At 60.5% G+C, this 25200-nt stretch carries 19 protein-coding genes; all 19 read left to right on the plus strand.

Features of this window, described 5'->3' with window-relative positions:
- Positions 1-69: 69 nt before the first annotated feature.
- The 19 genes from Q2B33_RS02095 to prmA all read left to right on the plus strand — a co-directional run bounded on the left by Q2B33_RS02095 (position 70) and on the right by prmA (position 25182).
- Positions 70-1143, plus strand: a complete 1074-nt coding sequence (locus tag Q2B33_RS02095; protein ID WP_300784417.1) for a hypothetical protein — start codon at positions 70-72, stop codon at positions 1141-1143.
- A 76-nt stretch (positions 1144-1219) separates the two neighbouring features.
- Positions 1220-4378, plus strand: coding sequence for an ATP-binding protein (locus Q2B33_RS02100; RefSeq protein ID WP_300784419.1), 3159 nt, complete (start codon positions 1220-1222; stop codon positions 4376-4378).
- Between the two features lie 231 nt (positions 4379-4609).
- The gene (locus Q2B33_RS02105) at positions 4610-6331 is read left to right on the plus strand and encodes a phospho-sugar mutase (protein ID WP_300567441.1); all 1722 of its coding nucleotides are present in this window, start codon (positions 4610-4612) and stop codon (positions 6329-6331) included.
- Between the two features lie 137 nt (positions 6332-6468).
- Positions 6469-6834 carry a hypothetical protein gene (locus tag Q2B33_RS02110; protein ID WP_300567438.1) on the plus strand — a complete coding sequence of 122 codons (366 nt, stop codon included), beginning with the start codon at positions 6469-6471 and terminating at the stop codon, positions 6832-6834.
- The gene (locus Q2B33_RS02115; RefSeq protein ID WP_300567436.1) at positions 6818-8521 is read left to right on the plus strand and encodes a glycosyltransferase; all 1704 of its coding nucleotides are present in this window, start codon (positions 6818-6820) and stop codon (positions 8519-8521) included. The genes Q2B33_RS02110 and Q2B33_RS02115 overlap by 17 nt, the downstream gene beginning before the upstream one ends.
- Before the next feature lie 60 nt (positions 8522-8581).
- Positions 8582-10081 carry a glycerol kinase GlpK gene (gene glpK, locus Q2B33_RS02120; protein WP_300567433.1) on the plus strand — a complete coding sequence of 500 codons (1500 nt, stop codon included), beginning with the start codon at positions 8582-8584 and terminating at the stop codon, positions 10079-10081.
- A gap of 290 nt (positions 10082-10371) precedes the next feature.
- Positions 10372-11559 (plus strand): pyridoxal phosphate-dependent aminotransferase, encoded by a 1188-nt coding sequence (locus Q2B33_RS02125; RefSeq protein WP_300567430.1) that lies wholly within the window; start codon positions 10372-10374, stop codon positions 11557-11559.
- Positions 11560-11724: 165 nt separating this feature from the next.
- Positions 11725-12579: a patatin family protein gene (locus tag Q2B33_RS02130; protein ID WP_300567427.1), complete on the plus strand. Its 855-nt coding sequence runs from the start codon at positions 11725-11727 to the stop codon at positions 12577-12579.
- A 157-nt stretch (positions 12580-12736) separates the two neighbouring features.
- Positions 12737-13621, plus strand: coding sequence for an undecaprenyl-diphosphate phosphatase (locus Q2B33_RS02135; RefSeq protein WP_300567424.1), 885 nt, complete (start codon positions 12737-12739; stop codon positions 13619-13621).
- Between the two features lie 323 nt (positions 13622-13944).
- Positions 13945-14427, plus strand: a complete 483-nt coding sequence (locus tag Q2B33_RS02140) for a DUF6465 family protein (protein ID WP_300567421.1) — start codon at positions 13945-13947, stop codon at positions 14425-14427.
- A gap of 205 nt (positions 14428-14632) precedes the next feature.
- A complete protein-coding gene (gene hrcA, locus Q2B33_RS02145) occupies positions 14633-15664 on the plus strand; it encodes a heat-inducible transcriptional repressor HrcA (protein ID WP_296455110.1) in 1032 nt (343 codons plus the stop codon).
- An 85-nt stretch (positions 15665-15749) separates the two neighbouring features.
- A complete protein-coding gene (gene grpE / locus Q2B33_RS02150; protein WP_300789649.1) occupies positions 15750-16433 on the plus strand; it encodes a nucleotide exchange factor GrpE in 684 nt (227 codons plus the stop codon).
- Between the two features lie 111 nt (positions 16434-16544).
- Entirely contained in the window at positions 16545-18416 is a 1872-nt protein-coding gene (gene dnaK, locus Q2B33_RS02155; protein WP_300567413.1) for a molecular chaperone DnaK, read from the plus strand.
- Between the two features lie 214 nt (positions 18417-18630).
- Positions 18631-19827 (plus strand): molecular chaperone DnaJ, encoded by a 1197-nt coding sequence (dnaJ, locus tag Q2B33_RS02160; RefSeq protein ID WP_300567410.1) that lies wholly within the window; start codon positions 18631-18633, stop codon positions 19825-19827.
- Between the two features lie 98 nt (positions 19828-19925).
- Positions 19926-20510, plus strand: coding sequence for a hypothetical protein (locus tag Q2B33_RS02165; RefSeq protein ID WP_300567407.1), 585 nt, complete (start codon positions 19926-19928; stop codon positions 20508-20510).
- 166 nt (positions 20511-20676) lie between these two features.
- Positions 20677-21153, plus strand: a complete 477-nt coding sequence (locus tag Q2B33_RS02170; RefSeq protein ID WP_300567507.1) for a sigma-70 family RNA polymerase sigma factor — start codon at positions 20677-20679, stop codon at positions 21151-21153.
- Positions 21153-22181, plus strand: a complete 1029-nt coding sequence (locus Q2B33_RS02175; RefSeq protein WP_300567404.1) for a hypothetical protein — start codon at positions 21153-21155, stop codon at positions 22179-22181. Before Q2B33_RS02170 ends, Q2B33_RS02175 begins: the two co-directional genes overlap by 1 nt.
- 158 nt (positions 22182-22339) lie before the next feature.
- Complete coding sequence (locus Q2B33_RS02180) at positions 22340-24196, plus strand: O-antigen ligase family protein (RefSeq protein ID WP_300567401.1); 1857 nt, start codon at positions 22340-22342, stop codon at positions 24194-24196.
- A complete protein-coding gene (gene prmA, locus Q2B33_RS02185; RefSeq protein WP_300567398.1) occupies positions 24193-25182 on the plus strand; it encodes a 50S ribosomal protein L11 methyltransferase in 990 nt (329 codons plus the stop codon). The genes Q2B33_RS02180 and prmA overlap by 4 nt, the downstream gene beginning before the upstream one ends.
- Positions 25183-25200: the final 18 nt, after the last annotated feature.

The raw sequence follows: 25200 nt of genomic DNA on the forward strand, positions 1-25200 counted from the left end.
AAAAGTGTGCGCCGAAGGGACTTTACTCTTAAGAGCCATCGCGCAGCGATTCTAATAGGAGGTGATGAGATGGACGGAAACAGGAAGAAGAAGGGGCTCAGGCGCCTCCTTCTCTTCATCGCGGCGGAATTTCTCCTGGCGGCCCTGACCGTCTGGATGTTCGACCCTTTCTACCAGTACCACAGCCCCTTCTTCGGCATGGAGGCCGTGCTCAACGACAGGGACAACCAGATGCCGGGCACAGTCCGGAACTTCTCCTATGACAGCGTGCTGATGGGCTCCTCCGTGGCGGAGAACTTCGACAGCTCCTTCCTGGACGGGACATACGGCTGCAGGACGCTGAAGATCATCCGCGCCTCGGGCTCCGTGGCGGATCTCCTCTATTATCTGGAAATGGCCCAGGAAAGGGGGGAGCTGCGGAACGTGTTCTGGTGCCTGGACATCCCGGCCCTGGAGGCTTCCACGGAGGTGACGCTCAGGGGCGGCGACACGCCGGGCTACCTCCACACGGCAAGCATCCTGGACGACCTGCCCTATCTCTTCAATAAAGAGATCCTGCTGGAGCGCATACCGGCCATGCTGGCCTATTCCCGCGCGGGCATCAATACCGGCGGACATGCCTACGACTGGTCAAGGGGCAAGGAATTCGGCGCCGCCCAGGCCATGCGGGCCTATGACCGGGCGGGCATCGTGCTGGAGGGGGAGCCCCCGGACAGGGATTTCTCTGACAAAAAGGGCCTGATCGGGGACAATGTGGCGCTCCTGACAGAGCAGGTGTCATCCCATCCGGAGACCACCTACCGTTTCCTGATTCCCCCCTTCTCCATGCTGTGGTGGGACTGCGCCTACGTGAACGGGGAGCTGGAGGAGCGGTTCTATGCCCTGGACAGCGCCGTGACCGCACTGCTTCGCTTTGAGAACGTGGAGGTGTACTGCTTCCAACAGGAAGACTGGATTGTCTGCGACCTGGACAATTACATGGACATGGTGCACTACGGGCCTGAGGTCAACCAGTACATGCTGGAGCGGATGGCCGCCTGCGGGAACCGGGTGGAGCCTGAGGACTGGGAAGCCGTGCTGGCGCAGCTGCGGGAGCTGGCACGGCGGATTTCCCAGGAGGAAATCTACCGCTATTATCCTTAAGTCTTGCTTCCTGTTCTGTTCCGTGATAAAATAAATCGGAAGGCTTTCGATGGATTGGAAGTAGGGGAGACCGCACATGGATATCAGAGATTATGAAAAGATATTAGATGCCATACCGAATACAGGAATCTATGTCATCCGGGAGGATAACCACGAAATTCTATATTTTAACGAACGTATCCGCAGGATGGCTCCCAATGTGGAGAAGGGGACGGCCTGCGACAGGATGTGGGCGAACTCCTGCTCCAACTGTCCGCTGCTGCACATGGGCCAGAGGCAGGAGGGCAAATCCATCATCAGCGACAATGCGCTTGGCACGGTGGACATGGAGGCCAGGCGCATGCAGTGGGAGGGCGGCATCCCGGCCCTGGTCATCACGCTGACCCCCCACATGGACGAATTCAGCTATGTCTACCGCAAGATCCTGCGGGTGAACCTGAGCCGCAACAGCTATGAGGTAGTGAAGTCGGGCGCGGAGGAATGGGCCATAGACAGCAAGAAGGAGAGCTTCACGGAATGGCTGGAGCAGTTCAAGAAAAAGGGCACCATCCATCCGGACGACCTGGACCGGTTCCTGAGCTTCACCCACCTGGAGTACCTGAAAAGCGTGCTGCAGACCGGGCGCAAGCACCTGACCTGCAGCTACCGGCGCAGCTCCCCGGGAGGCTACCGCTGGAACCTGCTGGAGGTGACCCCGGATTCGGGATATACGGACGGGAACCAGACCGTCCTGATCTATATCAAGGATGTACAGGACATGCTCAAGGAGAGCCTGGAGCTGGATGAGACCAGCGTGCGCCTCCAGGAGGTCACCCGGACGCTGGGAGAGCAGAACCTGGGGATATATACCATCGATTTGAAGGACGGGAACGTGAACCTGGTGCGGGAGGGCGGATACAGCCAGGAGGGCTGGAGCTCCCAGACGCTGATGTGGGACGTGGTTCTGCAGTCCCGCCTGATGCACCAGATCCATCCGGAGAACCGGGAGATGTTCCGGCAGAAGTTCTCCCTGGAGGGCCTGATCCAGGCCAGGGACACGGGAATGCATAAGCTGGATATGCTGTGCCAGTGGCAGGCGGGGGGAAGATACCGGTATGTGGCCGTGATCGCGTATTTCGGCAGGAACCAGGGCACCAGGAACTATACGGTCCTGGCGCTGCAGGATGTGGATAAGCGGGTGCGGCAGGAGCAGACACTCTCCCAGCGGGATATGCAGATGGCCGCTATCCTGAAGTCCCGTTTCCACGTGATGACCACGATCCACCTGGAGAGCGACCAGTGCGAGCGGTTCTGGCTCAACGAGAGCGCCCAGCCCCAGAACGGGGGAGCGGGGAAATACACCCATTACTACCAACGGGCCCTGGAGGGTTCCGTGGTTCCCGAGGATATGGATAAATTCCGGAAATACATGAGCCCGGAGCATATGCGCAGCCAGGCGGCGAAGACCCAGGACTATTCGGAGGAGATCTGCAGCTACCGCCTCAAGGGCCCCAGGGAGCAGTGGCTGGAGCAGCATGTGACCTATATCCGCAGAGACGACAATGTTTTAGTAAATGTCCTGGGGCGTGACATCACCAAAGAGAAGCTGGAGGAACAGAAGCGCCAGAAGCTGGAGGAGGAGCAGGCCGGCATCATCCAGAGCCTGAGCAGCATGTTCTTCGCCACCTACTACGGGGATCTGGAGCAGAACCAGATGCGGGGCATGAGCCAGCTGGAGGACGTGCGGAAGCTTTTGGAGGACCGGACGGACTATGACGAGGCCCTGCGGGTCTATGCGGACACCTTTGTCCATCCGGAGGACCGGGCCGACTATCTCTACACCATGAGCAGCAGGAACCTGCGCCAGGTCCTGAAGAAGGAGCAGCCCTTCGTGACCTTCGCCTACCGCAAGATGCCGGAGGAGACGGACACCGACGGGGACGACTTCGGCTGGATCCGGGCCACTGCGGTGATGGCCCGCACCGATGAGGAGGGCAAGGCCAGCGGCATCGTCTACGCGGCCCAGGACGTGACGGAGAGCAAGCGCAAGGAGATGCGGGAGCAGCGCGCCATCCAGGCGGCCTGCCAGGCGGCCAACCACGCCAATGCCTCCAAGAGCGAATTCCTCTCCCGGATGAGCCATGACATCCGCACGCCCATGAACGGCATCATAGGAATGACCAGGATCGCCTCGGAGAATGTGGAGGACAAGGAGAAGCTGCGGGACTGCCTGGGGAAGATCACCGCCTCCGGCAACAGCCTCCTTTTTCTGGTGAATGAAATATTGGATATGAGCGAACTGGAAACCGGCAATGTGGACCTGGTGGCGGACGAATTCCAAATCTCCCGGCTGGTGGGGGACGTGTCCGCGTCACTCCAGGGCCAGGTGGAGGAAAAGGGGCTGGAGCTGAAGGTCTCCTCCCGGGTGGAGCATGAGGACGTGACGGGGGACAAGGGGCGCATCAGCCAGGTGTTCTCCAACATTCTGGGCAACTCCGTCAAGTTCACCCCGCCCGGCGGTCACATCGGCCTGACAGTGATAGAGCGGGAGGTGAAGAAGTATGGCTGCTGCTTCTATGACTTCATCTTCGAGGACGACGGCATCGGCATGGCGGAGGAGTTTCTGCCCCATATCTACGAGCCCTTCAGCCGGGCCGAGGATTCCCGGATCAGCAAGACCGAGGGGACGGGGCTGGGGATGACGATCGCCCAGAACATCGTGCGCATGATGGGCGGCTTCATCAAGGTGGAGAGCGCTTTGGGCAAGGGAACCAAAGTCACGGTGACATTGCTGCTGAAGCTCCGGGGGAATTTGGGGGCCGTGGCGGATCCGGCCCGGGAGGCGGAGGAAGATTCCGCAGACGCACGGTTCGCGGACAGGAGGATCCTGCTGGTGGAGGACAATGTGATCAACCAGGAGATCGCCATGGAGATCATCGGGGCCACCGGGGCGGCAGTGGAATGCGCCCCCAACGGCAGGAAGGCCCTGGAGCGCTTCGAGGCCATGCCGGAGGGGTATTTCGACATGCTGCTGATGGACATCCAAATGCCTGTCATGAACGGCTATGAGGCCACCAGGGCCATACGCAAGCTCCCGCGCAGGGACGCGCTGTCCATCCCCATCATCGCACTGTCCGCCAATGCCTTTGCGGAAGACGTTGCCGTAGGCAGGGAGGCCGGGATGAACGAGCATATGGCAAAGCCCCTGGACATCGCCCAGCTCACGGCCGTCATGAGCCGCTGGATGGGGGTGTAGGAATTTTCAGGACAATAGAATTCTGTCCTTGAATTCTATTGTATGTGTGCATCATGTTGCTGTGAGCGGCGAAGCAGTGGACAGCAACAATTTTGCGGATAATGGTCTGGTATAGTCCGGAGATATATGGTAAGATATGGATAGGAATGCTATCTGCAGGAGGCGCAGAATGCAGATGCAGGGAGGGATCCCGAGATCGTGAAAAGCTGCGCGGAAGAGAGGAGAAGCGAAATGAGCTATATGGACGACTTTAATTTCTGGCTGGAGGACGACTATTTCGACCAGGGCACCAAGGATGAGCTGCTGGCCATCCGAAATGACCAGAAGGAAATCGAGGAGAGATTCTACAAGGAGCTGGAGTTCGGCACAGGCGGCCTGCGTGGCGTGATCGGGGCCGGGACCAATCGCATGAACGTCTACACGGTCCGCAAGGCCACCCAGGGGCTGGCCAATTTCATCCTGAAGAAGGGCACCCAGGGGAAGGGTGTTGCCATCGCCTACGATTCCAGGCGCATGTCCCCGGAGTTCGCCGATGTGGCGGCGCTGTGCCTGGCGGCCAACGGGATCAAGGCCTATGTGTTCGATGCCCTCCGCCCCACGCCGGAGCTTTCCTTTGCCCTGCGCACCCTGGGGTGCACGGCAGGCATCGTGGTGACGGCCAGCCACAACCCGCCGGAGTACAATGGCTACAAGGTGTACTGGGAGGACGGCGCACAGGTCACCGCTCCCTTCGATAAACAGATCATCGAGGAAGTCCAGGCCATCAAGGACTATCATACCGTGAAGACCATGGACAGGGCGGATGCCATGGAAAAGGGCCTGTACCAGGTCATCGGCAAAGAAATCGACGATGCCTATATGGCCGAGCTGAAGAAGCAGATCATCCACCCGGAGGTCATCGAAGCGGTGGCCGACGATATCAAGATCGTGTACACGCCCCTGTGCGGCACGGGCAATGTGCCCGCCAGGCGCATACTGTCGGAGCTGGGCTTCAAGCATGTGTACGTGGTGCCGGAGCAGGAGAACCCGGATCCCAACTTCACCACATTGGAGTACCCCAATCCCGAGGATCCCAAGGCCTTCACCTACGCCCTGCGGCTGGCCAAAGAGAAGGACGCGGACATCGTCCTGGCCACAGACCCGGATGCGGACCGTCTGGGCGTATACGCAAAGGATTCCAGGACCGGGGAGTACGTGTCCTTCACCGGAAATATGTCCGGCATGCTGATCGCGGAATACATCCTGCGGGAGCGCACAGCCACCAAGACCATGCCCGAGAACCCCGCTCTGGTGACCACCATCGTCACCACCAATATGACCAAGCCTATTACGAACGCTTACGGCGTCAAGCTTATCGAGGTGCTCACGGGATTCAAGTTCATCGGCGAGCAGATCAAGCTCTTCGAGCAGACAGGCAGCAACCATTACGTGTTCGGCCTGGAGGAGAGCTACGGCTGCCTGGCCGGAACCCATGCCAGGGACAAGGACGCCATCGTGGCGGTGATGTGCCTGTGCGAGGTGGCGGCCTACTGCAAGAAGCAGGGCAAGACCCTCTGGGACATGATGCTGGATACCTACGAGAAGTACGGCTATTACAAGGAGTCCCAGTACACCATCACCTTGAAGGGCATCGATGGCTCCAGGCAGATCGCGGAGATCATGGAGAAGCTGCGCCAGAACCCGCCCAAGTCCTTCGGCGGCCATCAGGTGCTGAAGTTCCGCGATTACCAGACGGACAGGATCGTGGACATGGCTACCGGCGCGGAGGGAAAGACCGGGCTGCCGAAGTCCAACGTGCTGTATTTCGAGCTGCCCGACGACGCATGGTGCTGCGCCCGTCCCTCCGGCACGGAGCCCAAGATCAAGTTCTACATGGGCGTGAAGGGGACGAGCTTGGAGGACGCCCAGGCGAAGCTGGAGACGCTGACGGAGGACCTGAAGGCTGTGCTGTAAGGGGCATTGCCCGGAAATGCGCTGTAGGAAATATAAATACATGGAATACAGATAATGGGATGGGCAGGGGGCCAGGGCTTCCTGCCTGTTCTCTATCCGGGGCCATAGGGAGAAAAGGTTGTTTTTTGGAGGAGCGTATGAAAAAAAGAGTGGTAATCATACTGGTAGTGGCCAGCTGTCTCCTGGCGGTGGGGCTGTTCGTGGTAAGCCCCTTTACCTTCAGCACGGGCATCTATGTCGATGCAGGAGAACCCATCATCGTCTTTGACGAAGGCTCAGCGGGGCCTGTGGTCATGCGGGGGCGGACGGGGAACTACCGGACGGGGGACAGGATTCTCATCCTCCATGACGGCACCATGATGCTCAGCTATCCGGCCCAGATGAACGTGTACTTCAGCCTCCGCCTGAAGAAGGGGAAGGCCGGTGACGTGCCGGAATCCGTGCTGGACTCGCTGGAGGAGATGGGATGGCTCCCGGGAGGTGCGCTTGGGCAGAATCAATAAGGCGAATCTGAAAAAGACCATCTATTATATGAAGCGCAACGGCATCCGCAGGACATGGTACGCCGTCCTGGAGAGGCTGGAGGAGAGGAAGCGCCCTCCCTATGTGTGGACGCCTCCCGCGGACCGGGAGCTGGAGGCACAGCGCCGGGGATGGCAGCGGCAGGGCCTGTGCGCCAGGTTCAGCATACTGGTGCCCACATACAGGACGAAGCCGGAATACCTGAAGGAGCTGGTGGAATCCCTCCGCTGCCAGACCTATCCCGGCTGGGAGCTGATTCTGGCGGACGCCACGGAGGATTGCAGCGTGGAGCGGGCGCTGCGGGACATGACAGAGCCCGGCCAGGTGGATTTTGAGGGGGGCGGACAGGGGACCGGAGACCTGACGGATGCCCCCGGCAGGAGCGCGGGAGATGCCGCCCCGGGTATTTCCGCGGAGCCTGGGCCGGAGGATGCGCTTCCCGGCTTTCACAGCGGGCGGATCCGCTATATCCGCCTGGAGCGGAATGAGGGCATCGCAGGGAACACGAACCAGGCCCTTCCCCATGCCGCAGGGGATTACATCGGGCTGCTGGATCATGACGATGTCCTCACGCCGGACGCCCTCTACGAGATGGCGGCGGCGATCGGACAGGCGCAGGAGAGGGGGACCGCGCCCGCGCTCCTCTATTCCGATGAAGACAAATGCAATGGGGACAGGACGGAATATTTTGAGCCCCACCGGAAGGAGGACTTTAATTTCGACCTGCTTCTGAGCAATAATTACATCTGCCATTTCCTGGTGATGGAGCGGGCGCTGATGCAGGAGCTGGGATTCCGTTCAGAATATGACGGCGCACAGGACTTCGACCTGGTGCTGCGGGCGGTGGCCGGACTTAAGGGAAGGGAGGAGGCCATCCTCCACATCCCCAGGGTGCTCTACCACTGGAGATGCCACCCCGGCTCCACCGCAGAGAACCCGGAGAGCAAGCGCCACGCCTATGAGGCCGGGCGCAGGGCGGTGCAGGATTTCGCGGACAGGCAGGGCTGGGCGGCAAAAGTGGTGGACACGGCCCATGTGGGCTTCTATGCCCTGCGGTATGGGGACGGCCCCCTGGTAAGCGGCAGGCCCAATGCAGGCGGCGGCCCCTGCACAAGCGGCAGGCCCAATGCAGACGGCGGCCCCCGCACAAGCGGCAGCCCTTATGCGGGCGGCGGCTCCAATGTAGGCGAAAGCGCCTCTGCAGGCGGCAGCATTTTTGACAGCCGGACGGATGTAGGGGCCATAGCGGGCAGGATTGTCCACAGCGGCAGGGTGGCGGGCGGCCGCCTGGCGGAAGCGGGGGAGCATGTGAGCGCCGCTCTGCCCGGAACGGAAGGGAGCGGCACAGGGCCGGTGCAGGCCGGGGAAGTCCTGTACCGGAACCTGCCGATTCATTACAGCGGCTACCTCCACCGGGCGGTTCTGCCCCAGGATGCCGCTGCGGCGGATATCCGGAACATCCGGGTGCGCCCGGAGTGCCGGGAGCTGTTTTCGCAGGTGACGGGAGTCCCTTACCGGACGGCGCCGGGGACCGACAGGTTCGACGCCTCCACCCTGCCCGAGGGCTGCGACATAGGCAGGATCAGCCTGGAATTGGGCCGGGCCCTGCGGGAGGCCGGGTACAGGATCCTGTACCTGCCGGAAAGAAGCTATGACGTGGAGGCCTGACGGGCCCCATGCCTGCCATCCTTTGAAAATCAGCATATACCGAGAGAAAGGAGAGCGCATATGAAAAAATATATCATGGCCCTGGACCAGGGCACCACAAGCTCCAGGTGCATTTTGTTCGACAAGGCGGGGAGCATCCATTCCATGTCCCAGAAGGAATTCACGCAAATTTATCCCAAGCCCGGCTGGGTGGAGCACAATCCCAAGGAGATCTGGTCCACCCAGCTTTCGGTGGCCGCGGAATGCATGGCCATGGCCGGCGTGGAGGCGGAGCAGATAGCCGCCATCGGCATCACCAACCAGCGGGAGACTACGATTTTGTGGGACAGGAATACCGGAGAGCCGGTATACAATGCCATCGTATGGCAGTGCCGCCGCACCTCGGACATGATCGAGAAATTGAAAGAGGACGGCTTTGACGAGAAAATCCGGGAGAAGACCGGCCTGGTGCCGGACGCCTATTTCAGCGCCTCCAAGATTGCCTGGATTCTGGAGCATGTGCCCGGGGCCAGGGAAAGGGCGGAAAAAGGGGAGCTGCTCTTCGGCACGGTGGACACCTGGCTCATCTGGAATCTGACAAAGGGTGCGGTGCATGTGACGGACTATACCAATGCTTCCCGCACCATGCTGTTCGACATCCACAGGCTGGTCTGGGACGAGAAGATTATGGAGCGGTTCCGCATTCCGGCCAAAATCCTGCCCCAGGTTCGGCCCTCCAGCTATGTCTATGGGCATACGGACGCCTCCGTGCTGGGCGGACGGATCGCCATCGCGGGCGCGGCAGGGGATCAGCAGGCGGCCCTGTTCGGCCAGTGCTGCTTCCAGCGGGGTGAGGTAAAGAATACCTATGGCACAGGCTGTTTCCTGCTGATGAACACCGGAAAGGACGCCATCGCCTCGAGGTCAGGGCTGCTGACCACCATCGCTGCCGGAACCTGTGAAGAGCCGGAGTACGCGCTGGAGGGCAGCGTGTTCGTGGCGGGAGCGGGCGTCCAGTGGCTGCGGGACAGCATGCGCATGCTGAAAAGCGCCGCCCAGTCCGAGCAGTACTGCGAAGCGGTGGAGGATACCGCCGGGGTCTACCTGGTGCCTGCCTTTGCAGGGTTAGGGGCGCCTTACTGGAACCAGTACGCCAGGGGCACCGTGGTGGGGCTGACCAGGGGCTGCACGAAGGAGCACTTCATCCGCGCCACCCTGGAGTCTGTCGCCTACCAGACCGCGGACGTGCTCCGGGCCATGGAGGAGGACAGCGGTATCCGGCTGAAGGGCCTGAAGGTGGACGGCGGGGCCAGCGCCAACGATTTCCTGATGCAGTTCCAGGCGGACATCGTGGACACCCAGGTTCACAGGCCGGAGTGCATCGAGACCACGGCTTTGGGGGCAGCCTATCTGGCAGGCCTGGCGGTGGGCTACTGGGAGGACAAGGAGGAGATCAGGGCAAACTGGCAGATTGGCAAGGTGTTCTGCCCGTCCATGGAGGAAGAGAGGCGCGGGGAGCTGCTCAAGGGCTGGAAGCGTGCCGTGAAATGCGCCCTCATGTGGGCGAAGGACACGGAATGAAGGACATGGACGGATTGCCCAAGGAAGGCCCTGACGGATTTGGCATGGCAATGGATGAAGGAAACGAAAAAGGTGACAGAAAATGCAGCTGCGGCCATGGCGGCTGCGTTTTTTGCTTGTAATGGGAGAGAAATGTGGTAAAATATTGAAAAGGAAGGACATCATGTCAACTTCTGAATTCCAGGCGCACAGAAGCGCACGGGATTGTATACGCCGGAGCGCACGAAATCATGGCAGATTATTAACATGGAAGAATGGTAAGAAATATTTTAAGAAAGGAAGAGAATGAAATGCTAGTGCAAAAATATAAAGACATGCTGGCAGGAAAATCCGTCATCCGGGAGCTGTCGGAGTTCGCCACGGCCAGAGGCCAGGAAATCGGGTATGAGAACGTGTTCGACTACAGCCTGGGGAACCCTTCCGTGCCCGTGCCCCAGGCATTTACGGACGAGATGATTCATATGCTGACAGACAGGGAGAGCAATGAGCTCCACGGCTACAGCCCCAGCCTGGGCATCACCGGCGTCAGGGAGGCGGTGGCGGCATCCCTTGAGAAGCGGTTCGGCCTGCCCTACCGGAAGGAGCATATCTTCATGGCCTCCGGCGCGGCCGGGGCGCTGGCCCACGCCTTCCGCCTGGTGACGGAGCCGGGGGACGAGATCCTGACCTTCGCCCCCTATTTCCCGGAGTACGGTCCCTACGTGAACCTGACGGGAGCGGTGCTGAAGGTGGTGCCCCCGGACACGGAGAGCTTCCAGATCCATTTCGGGAAATTCGAGGAGATGCTCACCGGGAAGGTGATGGCTGTGCTGATCAACACGCCCAACAATCCCTCCGGCGTGGCCTATTCCGCGGCCACCCTCAGGAAGCTGGCGGATCTCCTGCGGGAGAAATCGGCGGAATACGGGCACACTATATACCTGATTTCGGATGAACCGTATCGTGAAATCGTATTTAGCGGCGTGGAGGCGCCCTGCGTGTCCGCCTTTTACGACGATACCATCATGTGCTATTCCTTCTCCAAGTCCCTGTCCATCCCCGGGGAGCGCATCGGCTATGTGGCGGTGAACCCCAGATGCAGGGACGCGGAGACCATGGTCAACATGTGCGGCCAGATTTCCAGGGGCATCGGGCATAACTGCCCGCCGTCCATCATCCAGCTTGCCGTGGCCAAAGTGCTGGACCGGACGGCGGACTTGAGCGTCTATGAGACCAACATGGAAATCCTCTACAAGGAACTGGTGGATTTGGGCTTTTCCTGCGTGAAGCCCGGCGGGACCTTCTACATCTTCCCCAAAGCCCTGGAGGAGGACGCCAGGGCGTTCTGCCGCAAGGCGCTGGACTATGACCTGGTGCTGGTGCCCGGGGACACCTTCGGCGCGCCGGGATACTTCCGCATGGCCTACTGCATCGCCACCGAAAAGGTAGAGCGGTCGTTAAAGGCCCTGCGGCGGTTCGTGGAGGAGACCTACCGCTAGGGGCAGGAGGACTGGTAACAGCCAGGCCTCCGCAGAACAAACGTGCTGTCATCCGCCGGGTCCTGCACAGCAGACGAATCGGCGCCAGCCAGGAAAGCCGCTGTGCTTCCGGCAGACAGTTGCGCGGAAATAAAATGACAGAATTGTCAGAAAGGCGGGATAATCGTGTATCAGGCAGGACTGATATTGGAGGGCGGCGGCATGAAAGGACTCTACACCGCCGGGGTGATCGATTTTTTCCTGGATAAGGGCATAGAATTTTCCAGTGTGTACGGCGTGTCGGCGGGGGCCTGCAGCATGTGCAGCTATCTCTCGAAGCAGCGGGGGCGGGCCAGGGACGTTTGCATAGACTACCTGGACGACAAAAGGTACTGCAGTCTGTGGAGCCTGCTGACCACGGGGGATCTGTTCAATGTGGACATGAATTACCGGCTGGTGCCGGAGCAGCTGAACCCCTACGACTACAAGGCTTTTGAACAGTATGGCGGAAAGGCCTACAGCGTGGCCACGGACATCGTTACCGGAAAGCCGGCCTACTTCCGGATACGGGACGTGAGGAAGGACATCGTGAAGATCCGGGCATCCGCCTCCCTGCCCCTGGTATCCCGGAACGTGAGGATCGGCGGCGGGCTGTACCTGGACGGGGGCTTGAGCGACTCCATCCCCATCCAGAAATCCGTCCTGGACGGGAACCGGAAGAATGTGGTGGTCATGACCAAAGAGACGTCCTTCGTGAGGCGGCGGGTCAAGGCCCACATGCTCTGGCTGCTGCGGGCGCGGTACTGGCGGTACCCGAGGGTGGCGGAGCTGATGGCCCGCCGGAACGCGCGCTACAGGGAACAGGTGGCCTATGTGGAGAGGCTGCGAAAGAGCGGCCAGGTATTCGTGATCCGGCCGAAAGCGCCCAGCGGCGTGGGGCGGGTGGAGAAGGACGGGAGGAAGCTGCGGGCCCTGTACCGCCAGGGCTACCGGGACGCGGCGGAGTCCTATCAGGAGCTGCTGGCTTTCCTGGAGAAATGAGCAATCTGCACAGAGGAAGGCACAAAAGCGATATATACTGCTTAACGGTTTCACTTGCCGTGAAGCCAGACTGCATAACGCTGACCGGTTCAAGCGCATGATTACATTAGGCAGTATTCAGCGTTATGCAGTATAAAAGAGAGAATGGAGAGTGAAGATGGAACAGTTCATTGAAATCATCAAGGCAATCATCTATGGCATAGTGGAGGGCATCACGGAATGGCTGCCCATCAGCAGCACAGGGCACTTGATTCTGGTGGAGAGCCTGATGCCCTTCCGCCCGCTTGAGAACGGCATTGGCGTCAGCGAGGAGTTCTTCGGCATGTTCGACGTGGTCATCCAGCTGGGGGCCATCCTGGCGGTGGTGGTGCTGTTCTGGGGCCAGATCTGGCCCTTCGCCCTGACCAGGAGAGAGCGGGAGCAGACGGGGGAAACCGGCATCATGTCCTATTTCAAGAAGGACATCTGGATCCTGTGGTTCAAAATCCTGGTGTCCTGCGTGCCGGCGGCGGTGATCGGTATCCTGTTCGACGACGTGTTCGACGAGCTGTTCTATAACCCCACCAGCGTGGCGATCGCCCTGATCGTGTTCGGCGTGGCCTTCATCGTGGTGGAGAGCTGGAACAAGGGGAGGAGGCCCAGGATACGCAGGCTCTCCCAGATCACCTTCCAGACCGCCTTCCTCATCGGCGTGTTCCAGCTGATCGCCGCCGTGTTCCCCGGTACCTCCCGCTCCGGCGCCACGATCGTGGGCGCCCTGCTCATCGGCGTGTCCAGGACGGTGGCGGCAGAGTACACCTTCTTCCTGGCCATTCCGGTGATGTTCGGGGCCAGCCTCCTGAAGGTGGTGAAATTCGGCTTCGCGTTCACCTCCATGGAACTGACGCTGCTGATCGTGGGGACAGTGGTGTCCTTCATCGTGTCCCTGTTCGTGCTCCGGTTCCTGATGGGATACATCAAGAAGCACGACTTCAAGGTCTTCGGCTGGTACCGCATCGCGCTGGGGGCGGTGGTGCTGCTGTACTTCGGGCTGGCGGCGTAAAATCAAAGGAGGAACCTCCGGCCATTTGGCGATTCTGCGGGCAGAGGCAGGAAAAACATGGGAATCCTGCACAAATACCACAGGCCTGACATCATGGGCCGGAGGCAGACCGCGTATTTCTGCATGATCCCCGGGCCGTTTCCCCGGAATATTCAGCAGTGTCACGGAGCCGGGAGAGGCGTATCGGAGAAAAATGAACACTATATAGTTGACTTTTTTTGCAAAAAGGAATACAATACAGCAGGGTAGGCGGGACGGCAGGGCCGTTCCACGCCTGTTTCCAGCAACGGAACATAGATATGAGAGAAAGGAAGTGGACAATCATGGCAGGAAGAAAATCGACGAAAACTGCAGCAAAGACTACGGAAACAGTAGTGGCGGAAGCTATCGAACCCAAGGCAGAAGAGATAAAGACAGAAGAAATAGCAGAAACCAAGGCAACAGAGCCCCAGGAGGAGCCCAGGAAGGCCCCCGCGAAGAAGACCGCGGGCAGGCCTGCAAAGACGGCCAGGGCAGCCAAGACGGAGGCACCTGCGGAGGAGGCGCCCAAGGCCGCGAAAGCCGCCGAAAAGAAGACGGCGCCCAAGGCTGCGGCGAAGAAGGCTGTGGAGAGCGTCCTCCACATCCAGTACGCAGGCAGGTCCTACTCACAGGAAGATCTGCTGAAGATTGCCAGGGATGTATGGAAATACGACCTGAAGCGCAAGGTGGGCGAGTTAGAGAGCGTGGAGATGTACGTGAAGCCGGAGGAGAACAAGGTCTACTATGTGATGAACGGCGAAGTCTCCGGCTGCTTCGACATCTGAAGCCCATACGGAAAACGGATGCGGAAAACAGGATTCTTGCTTGGCGAGGATTCTGTTTTTTGTATGCGCAGGCTATTTAGATTTTTTTTAGAATTATTTTTGAGGAAATCGGTTGACAATGGATAGGGTAAGTGCTATTTTATGGTTAGTAGATGTTAGCACTCCCCTTAAATGAGTGCTAATAACAGAAAGGGAGGCAGCTTGGATGGAGCTGGATGAGAGAAAAAAGAAAATCCTGCAGGCAGTCATCCGCAATTACCTGGAGACAGGGGAGCCGGTTGGCAGCAGAACCATTTCCAAGTACACCGACCTGAACTTAAGCTCTGCCACCATCCGCAACGAGATGGCCGACCTGGAGGAGATGGGATACATTTTCCAGCCCCATACCTCCGCGGGCAGGATTCCTTCAGACAAGGGCTACCGCCTCTACGTGGACGCCATGATGGAGGAGAAGGAGCGGGAAGTGGTGGAGATGCGGGATATGCTGGTGGAGCGCCAGGACAAGATGGAGACGCTCCTGAAGCAGATGGCCAGGGTGCTGGCGCAGAACACCCAGTACGCCACCATGATCTCCGCCCCCCAGACCAAGCGAAGCAAGCTGAAGTTCATCCAGCTTTCCCGGGTGGACGCGGGGCAGATCCTGGCGGTAATCGTCATCCAGGGGAATGTGATCAAGAACAACATCCTGTCCGTGGAGGAGGAGCTGGACGACGAAACCCTGCTGAAGCTGAACATCCTGCTGAACACCTACTTAAACGGCCTGTCCATCGATGAGATCAACCTGGCCATGATAGCCGTCATGAAGCAGCAGGCGGGCATCCACAGCGCCATCGTCAGCGAGGTCATCGACGCGGTGGCGGAGGCCATCAGGGCGGAGGAGGACCTGGAGATCTACACCAGCGGCACCAACAATATCTTCCGCTACCCGGAGCTGGCCGACCAGCAGAAGGCCAGCGAGCTGATCAACACCTTTGAGGAAAAGCAGCTCCTGGGAGAGCTCCTCCAGGAGGCCCACGCCCAGGGCGAGGAGACGGGCATCCAGGTGTACATCGGCGCGGAGACCCAGGTGCAGAGCATGAAGGACTGCAGCGTGGTCACCGCCACCTATGAATTGGGCGGCGGCATGAAGGGAACAATCGGTATCGTAGGGCCAAAGCGGATGGATTACGACAAGGTCGTAGGGACGCTTCGGGCCATACAGACACAGCTTGACGAGCTATATGGGAAGAAAGGATAGGGCATATAGAAGCTGATAGAAGCAAGACAGAAGTGAAATGGCAGTAAAATAGCGGCAAAAGGAATGGAGGTTGACAATCGGGGATATGGCAGAGCAGGAAAAGGATATGGAGATAGAAAAGGATCAGGAAGCCCCCGGGACGGAGGACAGGGCGGAAGAGTGCGCTGAGGCGCCGGAGCCCGAAAAGGGGCAGCAGGCCGGGGAGGCCGGGCAGGAGGAGACGGCGGACGAGGCCGGGGAAGAGAGCGAGGCGGCTCCGGAGGGAGTAGATCCCAAGACCTGGGCGGAGAAGCGTGCGGCCAGGAAGCAGGCCAAGCTGGACAAGAAAGCCCAGGGCTATAAGGATCAGATTGAACAGCTGGAGGACAAGGTGAAGCGCCAGCTGGCGGAATTTGAGAACTTCCGCAACCGGACGGAGAAGGAGAAGCACGCCATGTTCGAGACCGGCGCCAGGAGCGTCATCGAGAAGATGCTCCCGGTGGTGGACAATTTCGAGAGAGGTCTGGCCACGGTGCCCGAGGACAGGAAGGAGGATCCCTTCGTGGACGGCATGAACCGGATCTACAAACAGCTCATGACGGAGCTGGAGAATATCGGCGTGAAGCCCATCCAGGCCCTGGGGCAGGAGTTCGACCCCAACCTCCACAACGCGGTGATGCAGGTGGAGAGCGAGGAGTACGAATCCGGCACGGTGGCCCAGGAGCTGCAGAAGGGGTACACCTACCGCGACAGCGTAGTCAGACACTCTATGGTAGCCGTAGTAGTGTGAGAATGGTTCACAAGCGAACAAGTTCGTTTTGCAAACCAGCAGATTATCATTGGTTAGGTATCAAGGAAAAATTTCAAGATAAAGGCAGAACAATTCAGGAGGATATAAAAAATGAGCAAGATTATCGGCATCGACTTAGGTACGACAAATAGCTGCGTGGCGGTCATGGAGGGCGGAAAGCCCACCGTTATCGCGAACGCGGAGGGGGCGAGGACCACGCCTTCCGTGGTGGCTTTCACGAAGACCGGGGAGAGGCTGGTGGGCGAGCCCGCAAAGCGCCAGGCGGTGACCAATGCGGAGAAGACCATCGCCTCCATCAAGAGGGACATGGGTACGGACAACGGCCGCTCCGTGGACGGCAAGAGATATTCGCCCCAGCAGATTTCGGCCATGATCCTGCAGAAGCTGAAGGCGGATGCCGAGAGCTATCTGGGAGAGAAGGTGGGCGAGGCGGTGATCACGGTTCCCGCGTATTTCAACGACGCACAGCGCCAGGCCACCAAGGACGCGGGCAAGATCGCGGGGCTGGACGTAAAGCGCATCATCAATGAGCCCACCGCGGCGGCGCTGGCCTACGGCCTTGACAATGAGAAAGAGCAGAAGATCATGGTGTACGACCTGGGCGGCGGCACCTTCGACGTGTCCATCATTGAGATTGGCGACGGCGTCATCGAGGTGCTGGCCACCAACGGCGATACCCGTCTGGGCGGCGACGATTTCGATAACAAGATCATCCAGTGGATGCTTTCCGAGTTCAAGAAGGCCGAGGGCGTGGATCTGTCAGGCGACAAGATGGCCATGCAGAGGCTGAAGGAGGCGGCGGAGAAGGCGAAGAAGGAGCTCTCCAGCGCCATGACCACCAACATCAACCTGCCCTTCATCACGGCTACCGCGGAAGGCCCCAAGCACTTCGACATGAACCTGAGCCGCGCCCAGTTCGATGAGCTGACCCACGACCTGGTGGAGAAGACGGCCATCCCCGTACAGAACGCCATGAAGGACGCGGGGCTCACCAATGCGGATCTGGGCCAGGTGCTGCTGGTAGGCGGTTCCACCCGTATCCCTGCCGTGCAGGATAAGGTGAGGCAGCTTACAGGCAAGGAGCCCAGCAAGTCCCTGAACCCTGACGAGTGCGTTGCCATCGGCGCTTCCGTACAGGGCGGCAAGCTGGCGGGCGATGCGGGCGCAGGCGATATCCTGCTGCTGGACGTGACCCCTCTGTCCCTGTCCATCGAGACCATGGGCGGCGTGGCCACCAGGCTGATTGAGCGCAACACCACCATCCCCACCAAGCACAGCCAGATCTTCTCCACCGCGGCTGACAACCAGACCGCTGTGGACATCAACGTAGTGCAGGGCGAGCGGCAGTTCGCAAGGGACAACAAGTCCCTGGGGCAGTTCCGTCTGGACGGCATCCCTCCCGCAAGGAGAGGCGTGCCTCAGATAGAGGTCACCTTCGATATCGATGCCAACGGTATCGTGAACGTGTCCGCCAAGGACCTGGGCACCGGCAAGGAGCAGCACATCACCATCACCGCTGGCTCCAACATGTCCGATGACGAAATCGAGAGGGCCGTGAAGGAAGCCGCCGAGTTCGAGGCCCAGGACAAGAAGCGCAAGGAGGCCGTGGAGGCCAGGAACGAGGCAGACTCTTTCGTATTCCAGACCGAGAAGGCTCTCGGCGAGGTGGGCGACAAGATCAGCGACAGCGAGAAGTCCGCGGTGCAGGCCGACCTGGATGCGGTGAAGGCCGTCCTGGACAGGACCAAGGATCAGGAGATGAGCGACAGCGATGTGGATGAGCTGAAGGCCGCCAAGGAGAAGCTGATGAACAGCGCCCAGAGCCTGTTCACCAAGATGTACGAGAACATGCAGCAGGCCCAGGGCGGCGGGGCAGGGCCGGACATGGGCGGCGCAGCAGGCGCAGACAGCGCGTCCGCTCCCGATGACGACGTAATCGACGGGGACTTCCGGGAGGTATAAGCCGGAGACAGGTTCCGCGGGCTGCACCGTAGCGGACGGAAGAGGGAAACAGCCGACTGCGGGCGGCGGGCTTTACGCAGCTGCGGCAACCGGGAAATGAGATAGAAATTCAGGGCAAGAGGAAAATCTAAGTCGGCGGCAGGGAGATGGTGTCGGCTTAGATTTTCTGTGATAGATTAGAACAATACGTATATTCGATTATGAGGTGTTTGGTATGGCGGAGCAGAAGCGGGATTATTATGAGGTCCTGGGCGTGGATAAGGGTGCGGACGATGCGGCGATCAAAAAATCATACCGCGCGCTGGCGAAGAAGTATCATCCGGACATGAATCCGGGGGATGCGGAGGCGGAGAAGAAATTCAAGGAGGCCTCCGAAGCCTATGCCGTGTTGAGCGATCCGGACAAGAGACGGCAGTACGATCAGTTCGGCCATGCCGCTTTCGACGGCGGAATGGGCGGAGGCGGAGGGTTCGATTTCAGCGGGGCTGACTTCGGCGATATTTTCGGCGATATCTTCGGCGACCTCTTCGGAGGGGGCCGCAGCAGAGGCCGCAGCAACGGCCCCATGAAGGGCGCGAACCTGCGGACCAGCGTCCGCATCACTTTTGAGGAGGCTGTGTTCGGCTGCAAGAAAGAGATTGAGCTGAACGTGAAGGAGACCTGTAAGACCTGTAACGGCTCCGGCGCAAAGCCCGGCACCAGTCCCGAGACCTGCCCCAAGTGCGGCGGCAAGGGCCAGGTGGTCTTCACCCAGCAGTCCCTCTTCGGCACTGTCCGCAACGTGCAGACCTGTCCAGACTGCCAGGGCAGCGGCAAGATCATCAAGGACAAGTGCACGGATTGCCGTGGAACCGGATATATATCCATGAAAAAACGTTATTCCGTGGACATCCCCGCGGGAATCGACAACGGCCAGTCCACCCGCATGCCGGGCCTGGGCGAGCCCGGCGTCAACGGAGGCCCCAGAGGGGATGTGCTGATCGAGGTGATCGTGGGGCGGCATCCTATCTTCCAGCGGCAGGATTTCGACATCTATTCCACTGTCCCCGTGTCCTTCGCGGTGGCGGCCCTGGGGGGCGAGATCCTGATCGACACCGTGGACGGCAAGGTCATCTATGACGTGAAGGCCGGCACCCAGACGGATACCCGGATACGGCTGCGGGGCAAGGGCGTGCCCTCCTGGCGGAACAAGGACGTGCGGGGCGACCACTATGTGACTTTGGTGGTGCAGGTGCCCGACAAGCTCAAGCCCGAGGCCAGGGAGCTGCTGCGCCAGTTCGACGAGCTGACAGGCAATTCCCTGAACGCGGCCAAGAACATGTCCTCGGAGCCGGAGCATGGGGAAGAGGGCAAGGAGAGCCATAAGGAAGGCAAGAAAAAGAAATCCTGGAAAGAGATTTTTGACAAATAAATTTTTTGCAGAATAAATGCAAGGTTTCCCTCCGGTCTGTCGTATTATAAGTAAAGACATGAAAACAACGGCATTTATCAGATCGGAGGTATGTGAGGATGAAGAAGAAAATCATTACAATGGGGACGGCTCTTGCGCTGGCGCTGTCCATGGGCATGACCGTTTCCGCAGGGCATCACGGGGCCTGCGCGGGCAGTGTGATTCGGGGCAGCGGCCTGCGCCAGTACAGAGGGAGCCACGAGGGCGGACATCATCTGTACTGCTATGGCGGCGGACAGGACTGTGCCTACTGGGGCATCGATGTGAGCGGCGTCTGCGATTACTGGGAGTACTGCCACGGCGGGGCGGCGTATGGCACGCAGGGCGGGATCGGTACGGCCCAGGGCGCGGCGGCAGAGGATCAGGCTCCGGCGGCAGCGCCTGAGAGCCAGCCTGGAGCCGGTGTGGCGGCCCAGGGCCAGCCCGCAGTGAGCACGGCGGCGGAGGATCAGGCCCCGGCAGAGGAGGCGCCCCAGGCGCAGGCCCAGACGGTATACGGATCCTATGACGGAAGCACCGCATGCCCGTACTACGACGGCACGGGGCATGGCTGCGGCATGGGCCAGGGAGGATGGAACTGCTATTCCGGCAGCTACGGAGGAGGCCGCCACGGCTCCGGCCATCACGGCCGCGGACATCATTGAAGGTAAGGAGCGGGGATTGCCGTAGCATGCGGCAGTCCCTTTTGCGGTATGGGGATCTGCGGGCAGGAAGCGGAGCGCCCGGGCAGGGCGGCGGGGCAGGAAGCGGCGAAGGATAGGCATCCCGGCGGAGGCAGTGGGGATGAGAGGCGGCAAAGGCGGTGGAGCGGTGCGCAGCGAAGTTGAGGTAGACAGTGCGGTGGAACGGTATTCGGACATGATAAGACGGATTTGCCTTTATCATGTGAAGAACGCCGCGGACACAGAGGATGTGTTTCAGACAGTGTTCTTAAAATATTTGCTGTATGAAGGGAGCTTTGAGAGCCCGGAGCATGAGAAAGCGTGGTTCATCCGCGTCACCCTGAATGCCTGCCGGGATTATCTGAAAAGCTTCTTCCGCCACAGCGCCCTGCCTCTGGAGGAGCTGGCGGAGGAGGCGGCATCGATCCCGCCCGAGCAGACAGAGGTGCTGGATGCGGTATTGGCCCTGCCGGCAAAGTACAAGGACACCATTTACCTGCATTATTACGAGGGCTACTCGGCCGGGGAGATCGGAAAGATTCTGGGCAAAAAGGAAAATACGGTCTATTCGCTCCTGTCGAGAGGGCGGACCATGCTGAAGGAAGCGCTGGGAGGTGATTTGTGATGAGGCAGGAGAACAGAATCGGGAAAGCGTTTGACTGCGTGCGGGCAAGCGAAGAGCTGAAGGCCTCCACAAAAGAATTCCTGCGGGACGCCAGACAGCTTGAGCAGGGGCGCTCTAAGAATAGAGGCCTGTCCCGTCCCGCTTTCCGCCTGGCGCTGAGCGCCGCCGGGGCCATGCTCACGGTATTCCTGTGCATCGGCGCCTATGCCATGCTTTGGATGCCCGTGGCCTATGTCAGCATCGATCTGAATCCCTCTCTGGAGCTTACTCTGAACCGGCTGGACAGGGTCATCGGTGTGGAGGCTTACAATGAGGACGGCCAGGGGATTCTGGAGGGGGTCTCGGTGAAGGGGATGCGCTACGGGGACGCCATCGAGAGCATCGTGGGCAGCGAGGGCATGCAGCCCTATCTGACCCGGGACGCGGCGCTGACCTTTACGGTGGCCACGGACAGCGCTCCCAGGGAGGAGCAGATGCTGGAGGAGATCGCCCGTTCCTCCGGCTGCGTGGAGCATGGAGGGGTCAGCGTCAGGGCGGACATGAGCCTGGTGGAGGAGGCCCACGGGAACGGGCTGTCCCTGGGGAAGTACCTGGCCTACCAGGTGCTGCTGCGGTACGAGCCCACCGTCACCGTGGAGGACTGCCATGAGATGAGCATGTCCCAGATCAACAGCAGGATCGAGGAGCATGAGCACGGCGCGAACCATGGAGACGGACATGGGGGAAGGCATGGAGGCGGGACGGAGCCTGAGAAGGAGGATGAGGCGGGAGACGGGGCCGGGAGCGGGAATGAGACGGAAGATGGGACCGGGAGCGGGAATGAGACAGGAGACGGAGCCGGGACCGGAAATGAGGCGGGAGCCGGAATGACGGATGAAAATAGTCAATCTACCGGACAGGCCGGGGAAGCGCCCGGCGAATCCCCTGCCCTGCAGCCCACAGAGCAGGACACAGAGCAGCCCGCAGGGCAGGATACGGACCGCCACAGAGAAGAGGGCCATGGCCACAGATCCGGCCATGGCCGCTGAGGGCGGAAGCTTTTGCGGGATTCTCCGAATCCTGCTGCGCGAATTGCGACCGAATTGCGCTGTCTCTGACGATTTTGTTGACAGAAGGGCTGTGAAAGGATATCATAATGTGAAGAGATTTTCCGGACAATTCCGGACGGGAAGCGGGAGACTGGTAGATGGAAGCTGACGAATCTGGGGCGATGAAGAACGGAAATAACGAATTCCTGGGGCTTTTGTGTAATCTGTACCTGGTGGCCCTGCTGGTGGCTCTGCCCCTGTATACGGGGAAGGGCTATTGGAGCCTGGGCGATACGAAGTACATGCTGTTCAAGAACCTTTCCCTGCTCTGCCTGGGAATCTGGCTGGCCGCGGCGCTCTCCATGGGGATATGGCGGGCGGCGAAGCGGGCCGGGAGCCGGAGCGCGGGAGCAGGCAGGCGGAGGGAGCCCGGCATGGTGGACGCCGCGGTGGCGTCCTACGGCATATGCGTGCTCCTCTCCGCCCTGCGCAGCGAGTACGGGGGCCTTGCGTGGACGGGCTATGAGGGCTGGTATATGGGGGCTGTGTCCCAGCTTTTGTTCGTCGGCATCTATTTCTTCGTGTCCAGGCAGTATGACGGGGCGCGCTGGCCCCTGTACCTGGGGGAGGCGGCGCTGGGCCTGGTGACGCTGTTCGGCCTGCTGCACAGGCTGGGGATCGATCCGCTGAGGCTGTTGGTGCACTGGAACCCCGGGGACTGGGAGTACAGCCATATGCTGTCCACGCTGGGGAACATCAACTGGCTGTGCGGCTACTACAGCGTGGTGCTGGCCCTTCCGGCGGCGCATTTCCTTCTGGAGCCCAGGCCCTGGGCCAGGCTGCTCCTCTATGTGGAGGCAGTGGCGGCCTTTGTGCTGCTGGGCGTGCAGGGCAGCCAGGGAGGCCTACTGATCCTGGCGGTCTGCGCGGCGGGCTGCTTCGTGCTGGGGCGCAGGCGGGCCGAGGTGCTGACCAGGCTTTGGGCCCTTCTGGCCGGATTCTTCCTGTGCATGCCGCTGATGGAGCTGGGGATGGAGCTGCGGAAGGAGAGGGCGGCCGTGGTTGCAGACGGCAATGTCTTCTGGAATGTGGCCTGGTATGTCTGGGCGATCGCGGGCGTGGTATGCCTGGGGGCGTGTCTGCTGTCCGCAAAAAGGCGGCATGCTCCGGGGGAACGTAGGTCTGCGAAAGGCGGGCATGCTCCGGGGGAACGTGGGTCTGCGAAAGGCGGGCAGATCCCGGAGGAACGGACATCCGGGAAAAAGGGACATGTCCGTGGAAGCAGGGGGCCGCGCCGTCAAGGGAAGAAAGCCCTGATTGCCGCGGCGGCGGTCTGTCTGGCAGGATGCCTGGCGGCCGCCCTGCTGATCCTGGCCTCACGGGGAATCGGAGACGGGTTCGGCAGCGGCAGGGGCTTTCTGTGGCGCATCGCCCTGGAGGGCTTCGTTCAGGGGGACATGAAGGACAAGCTGCTGGGAGCGGGCCCGGACTGCTATGGGGTGGCGGTCTTCGGCAGGCTGGGCACAGGGTCGGATGTGTGGAAGGGGGAGCACTGGGAGGGCGCGGTCTTCACCAACGCGCACAATGAGGTCCTGAGCCAGCTATGCAATGTGGGGATACTGGGGACGGTGAGCTATCTGGCCATATTCCTGGCAGGGCTGTGGCGCTATGGCAGGGGAAGCGCGGAGAGCCGCCGGAGCCTGGTACAGAGCCGGGGCGGCGGGCCCGGAAAGGGCGGGGGAGCCCTGGCCTTTCCGGCGGATTCGGATGCCTGCTGCCTCTGGGCGGGGGTTTTGGCGATCGCCATGTACGGGGCCCACTCCCTCATCAGCTTCCAGCAGGTGCTGAACACGCCGCTGCTCTTCCTGGTCCTGGGAGTCTGCGAACAGAGGATGCGGGCCAGGGGAGGTGCATCAGGCCCGGGGAATGACGGGCAACAGGAAGGCGAAAAAGCGAACAAATATAGAAGGATGAATGATAAACAGAATATCGGGAAACGGAGAACAAGGTCATGAAGTGGAAGAAATTCAGGATAAAGACAGTGACGGAGGCCGAGGACATCATCGTCAGCGCCCTCTACGACATCGGGCTGGAGGGCGCCCAGATTGAGGACAAGGTGCCCCTGACCGCCCTGGAGAAGGAGCAGATGTTCGTGGACATCCTGCCGGAGGGGCCGGAGGACGACGGAATCGCCTATCTGAGCTTCTTTGTGGAGGAGAGGGAGGACGGCAGCCTGACGATTGGGGACGAGCCCACGGACCAGGCGGCCATTCTGGAAAAGGTGCGCGTGGAGCTGGAGGAGCTGCGGCAGTTCTGCGACATCGGCGAGGGCACGGTGACTGTGGACGAGACGGAGGACATCGACTGGATCAACAACTGGAAGCAGTATTTCCACCAGTTCTATATAGACGATATCCTGGTGATTCCTTCCTGGGAGGACGTAAAGGTGGAGGACCTGGACAGGACGGTGCTGCACATCGACCCGGGCACTGCCTTCGGCACGGGGATGCATGAGACCACCCAGCTCTGCGTCAGGCAGCTGCGCAAATACATGACGCCCGGGGCCAGACTTCTGGACGTGGGCACGGGCAGCGGCATCCTGTCGATCCTGGCACTGATGTTCGGGGCGGGCCATGCGGTGGGCACGGACCTGGACCAGTGTGCGGTGGAGGCGGTGGCAGAGAACTGTGCCGCCAACGGCATCGACCCTGCCCGCTTCGAGATGCTGATCGGCAATATCATCACGGACAGGGCCGTGCAGGCGCAGGTGGGATACGGGCAGTACGACATCGTGGTGGCCAATATCCTGGCGGAGGTGCTGCTGCCCCTGACCCCTGTGATTACGGAGCAGTTGAAGCCGGGCGGCATCTATATCACCTCCGGCATCATAGACGACAAGGAGGAGACCGTGGTGGAGGCCGTGAAGGCGGCCGGATTCCAGGTGCTGGAGGTGAACCGCCAGGGCGAGTGGGCCAGCGTCACCGCCAGGTGGAAGGCCTGATGACCTGCCGGGGCATCG

It is taken from the genome of uncultured Acetatifactor sp. (assembly GCF_948601915.1).
Taxonomy (GTDB): Bacteria; Bacillota; Clostridia; order Lachnospirales; family Lachnospiraceae; genus Acetatifactor.

What these genes read in the sequence shown, in the direction of transcription:
- Q2B33_RS02095 (WP_300784417.1), top strand. Translation starts at nt 70, where the DNA reads ATGGACGGAAACAGGAAGAAGAAGGGGCTCAGGCGCCTCCTTCTCTTC.
- Q2B33_RS02100 (WP_300784419.1), top strand. Translation starts at nt 1,220, where the DNA reads ATGGATATCAGAGATTATGAAAAGATATTAGATGCCATACCGAATACA.
- Q2B33_RS02105 (WP_300567441.1), top strand. Translation starts at nt 4,610, where the DNA reads ATGAGCTATATGGACGACTTTAATTTCTGGCTGGAGGACGACTATTTC.
- Q2B33_RS02110 (WP_300567438.1), top strand. Translation starts at nt 6,469, where the DNA reads ATGAAAAAAAGAGTGGTAATCATACTGGTAGTGGCCAGCTGTCTCCTG.
- glpK (WP_300567433.1), top strand. Translation starts at nt 8,582, where the DNA reads ATGAAAAAATATATCATGGCCCTGGACCAGGGCACCACAAGCTCCAGG.
- Q2B33_RS02125 (WP_300567430.1), top strand. Translation starts at nt 10,372, where the DNA reads ATGCTAGTGCAAAAATATAAAGACATGCTGGCAGGAAAATCCGTCATC.
- Q2B33_RS02135 (WP_300567424.1), top strand. Translation starts at nt 12,737, where the DNA reads ATGGAACAGTTCATTGAAATCATCAAGGCAATCATCTATGGCATAGTG.
- Q2B33_RS02140 (WP_300567421.1), top strand. Translation starts at nt 13,945, where the DNA reads ATGGCAGGAAGAAAATCGACGAAAACTGCAGCAAAGACTACGGAAACA.
- hrcA (WP_296455110.1), top strand. Translation starts at nt 14,633, where the DNA reads ATGGAGCTGGATGAGAGAAAAAAGAAAATCCTGCAGGCAGTCATCCGC.
- grpE (WP_300789649.1), top strand. Translation starts at nt 15,750, where the DNA reads ATGGCAGAGCAGGAAAAGGATATGGAGATAGAAAAGGATCAGGAAGCC.
- dnaK (WP_300567413.1), top strand. Translation starts at nt 16,545, where the DNA reads ATGAGCAAGATTATCGGCATCGACTTAGGTACGACAAATAGCTGCGTG.
- dnaJ (WP_300567410.1), top strand. Translation starts at nt 18,631, where the DNA reads ATGGCGGAGCAGAAGCGGGATTATTATGAGGTCCTGGGCGTGGATAAG.
- Q2B33_RS02165 (WP_300567407.1), top strand. Translation starts at nt 19,926, where the DNA reads ATGAAGAAGAAAATCATTACAATGGGGACGGCTCTTGCGCTGGCGCTG.
- Q2B33_RS02175 (WP_300567404.1), top strand. Translation starts at nt 21,153, where the DNA reads ATGAGGCAGGAGAACAGAATCGGGAAAGCGTTTGACTGCGTGCGGGCA.
- Q2B33_RS02180 (WP_300567401.1), top strand. Translation starts at nt 22,340, where the DNA reads ATGGAAGCTGACGAATCTGGGGCGATGAAGAACGGAAATAACGAATTC.
- prmA (WP_300567398.1), top strand. Translation starts at nt 24,193, where the DNA reads ATGAAGTGGAAGAAATTCAGGATAAAGACAGTGACGGAGGCCGAGGAC.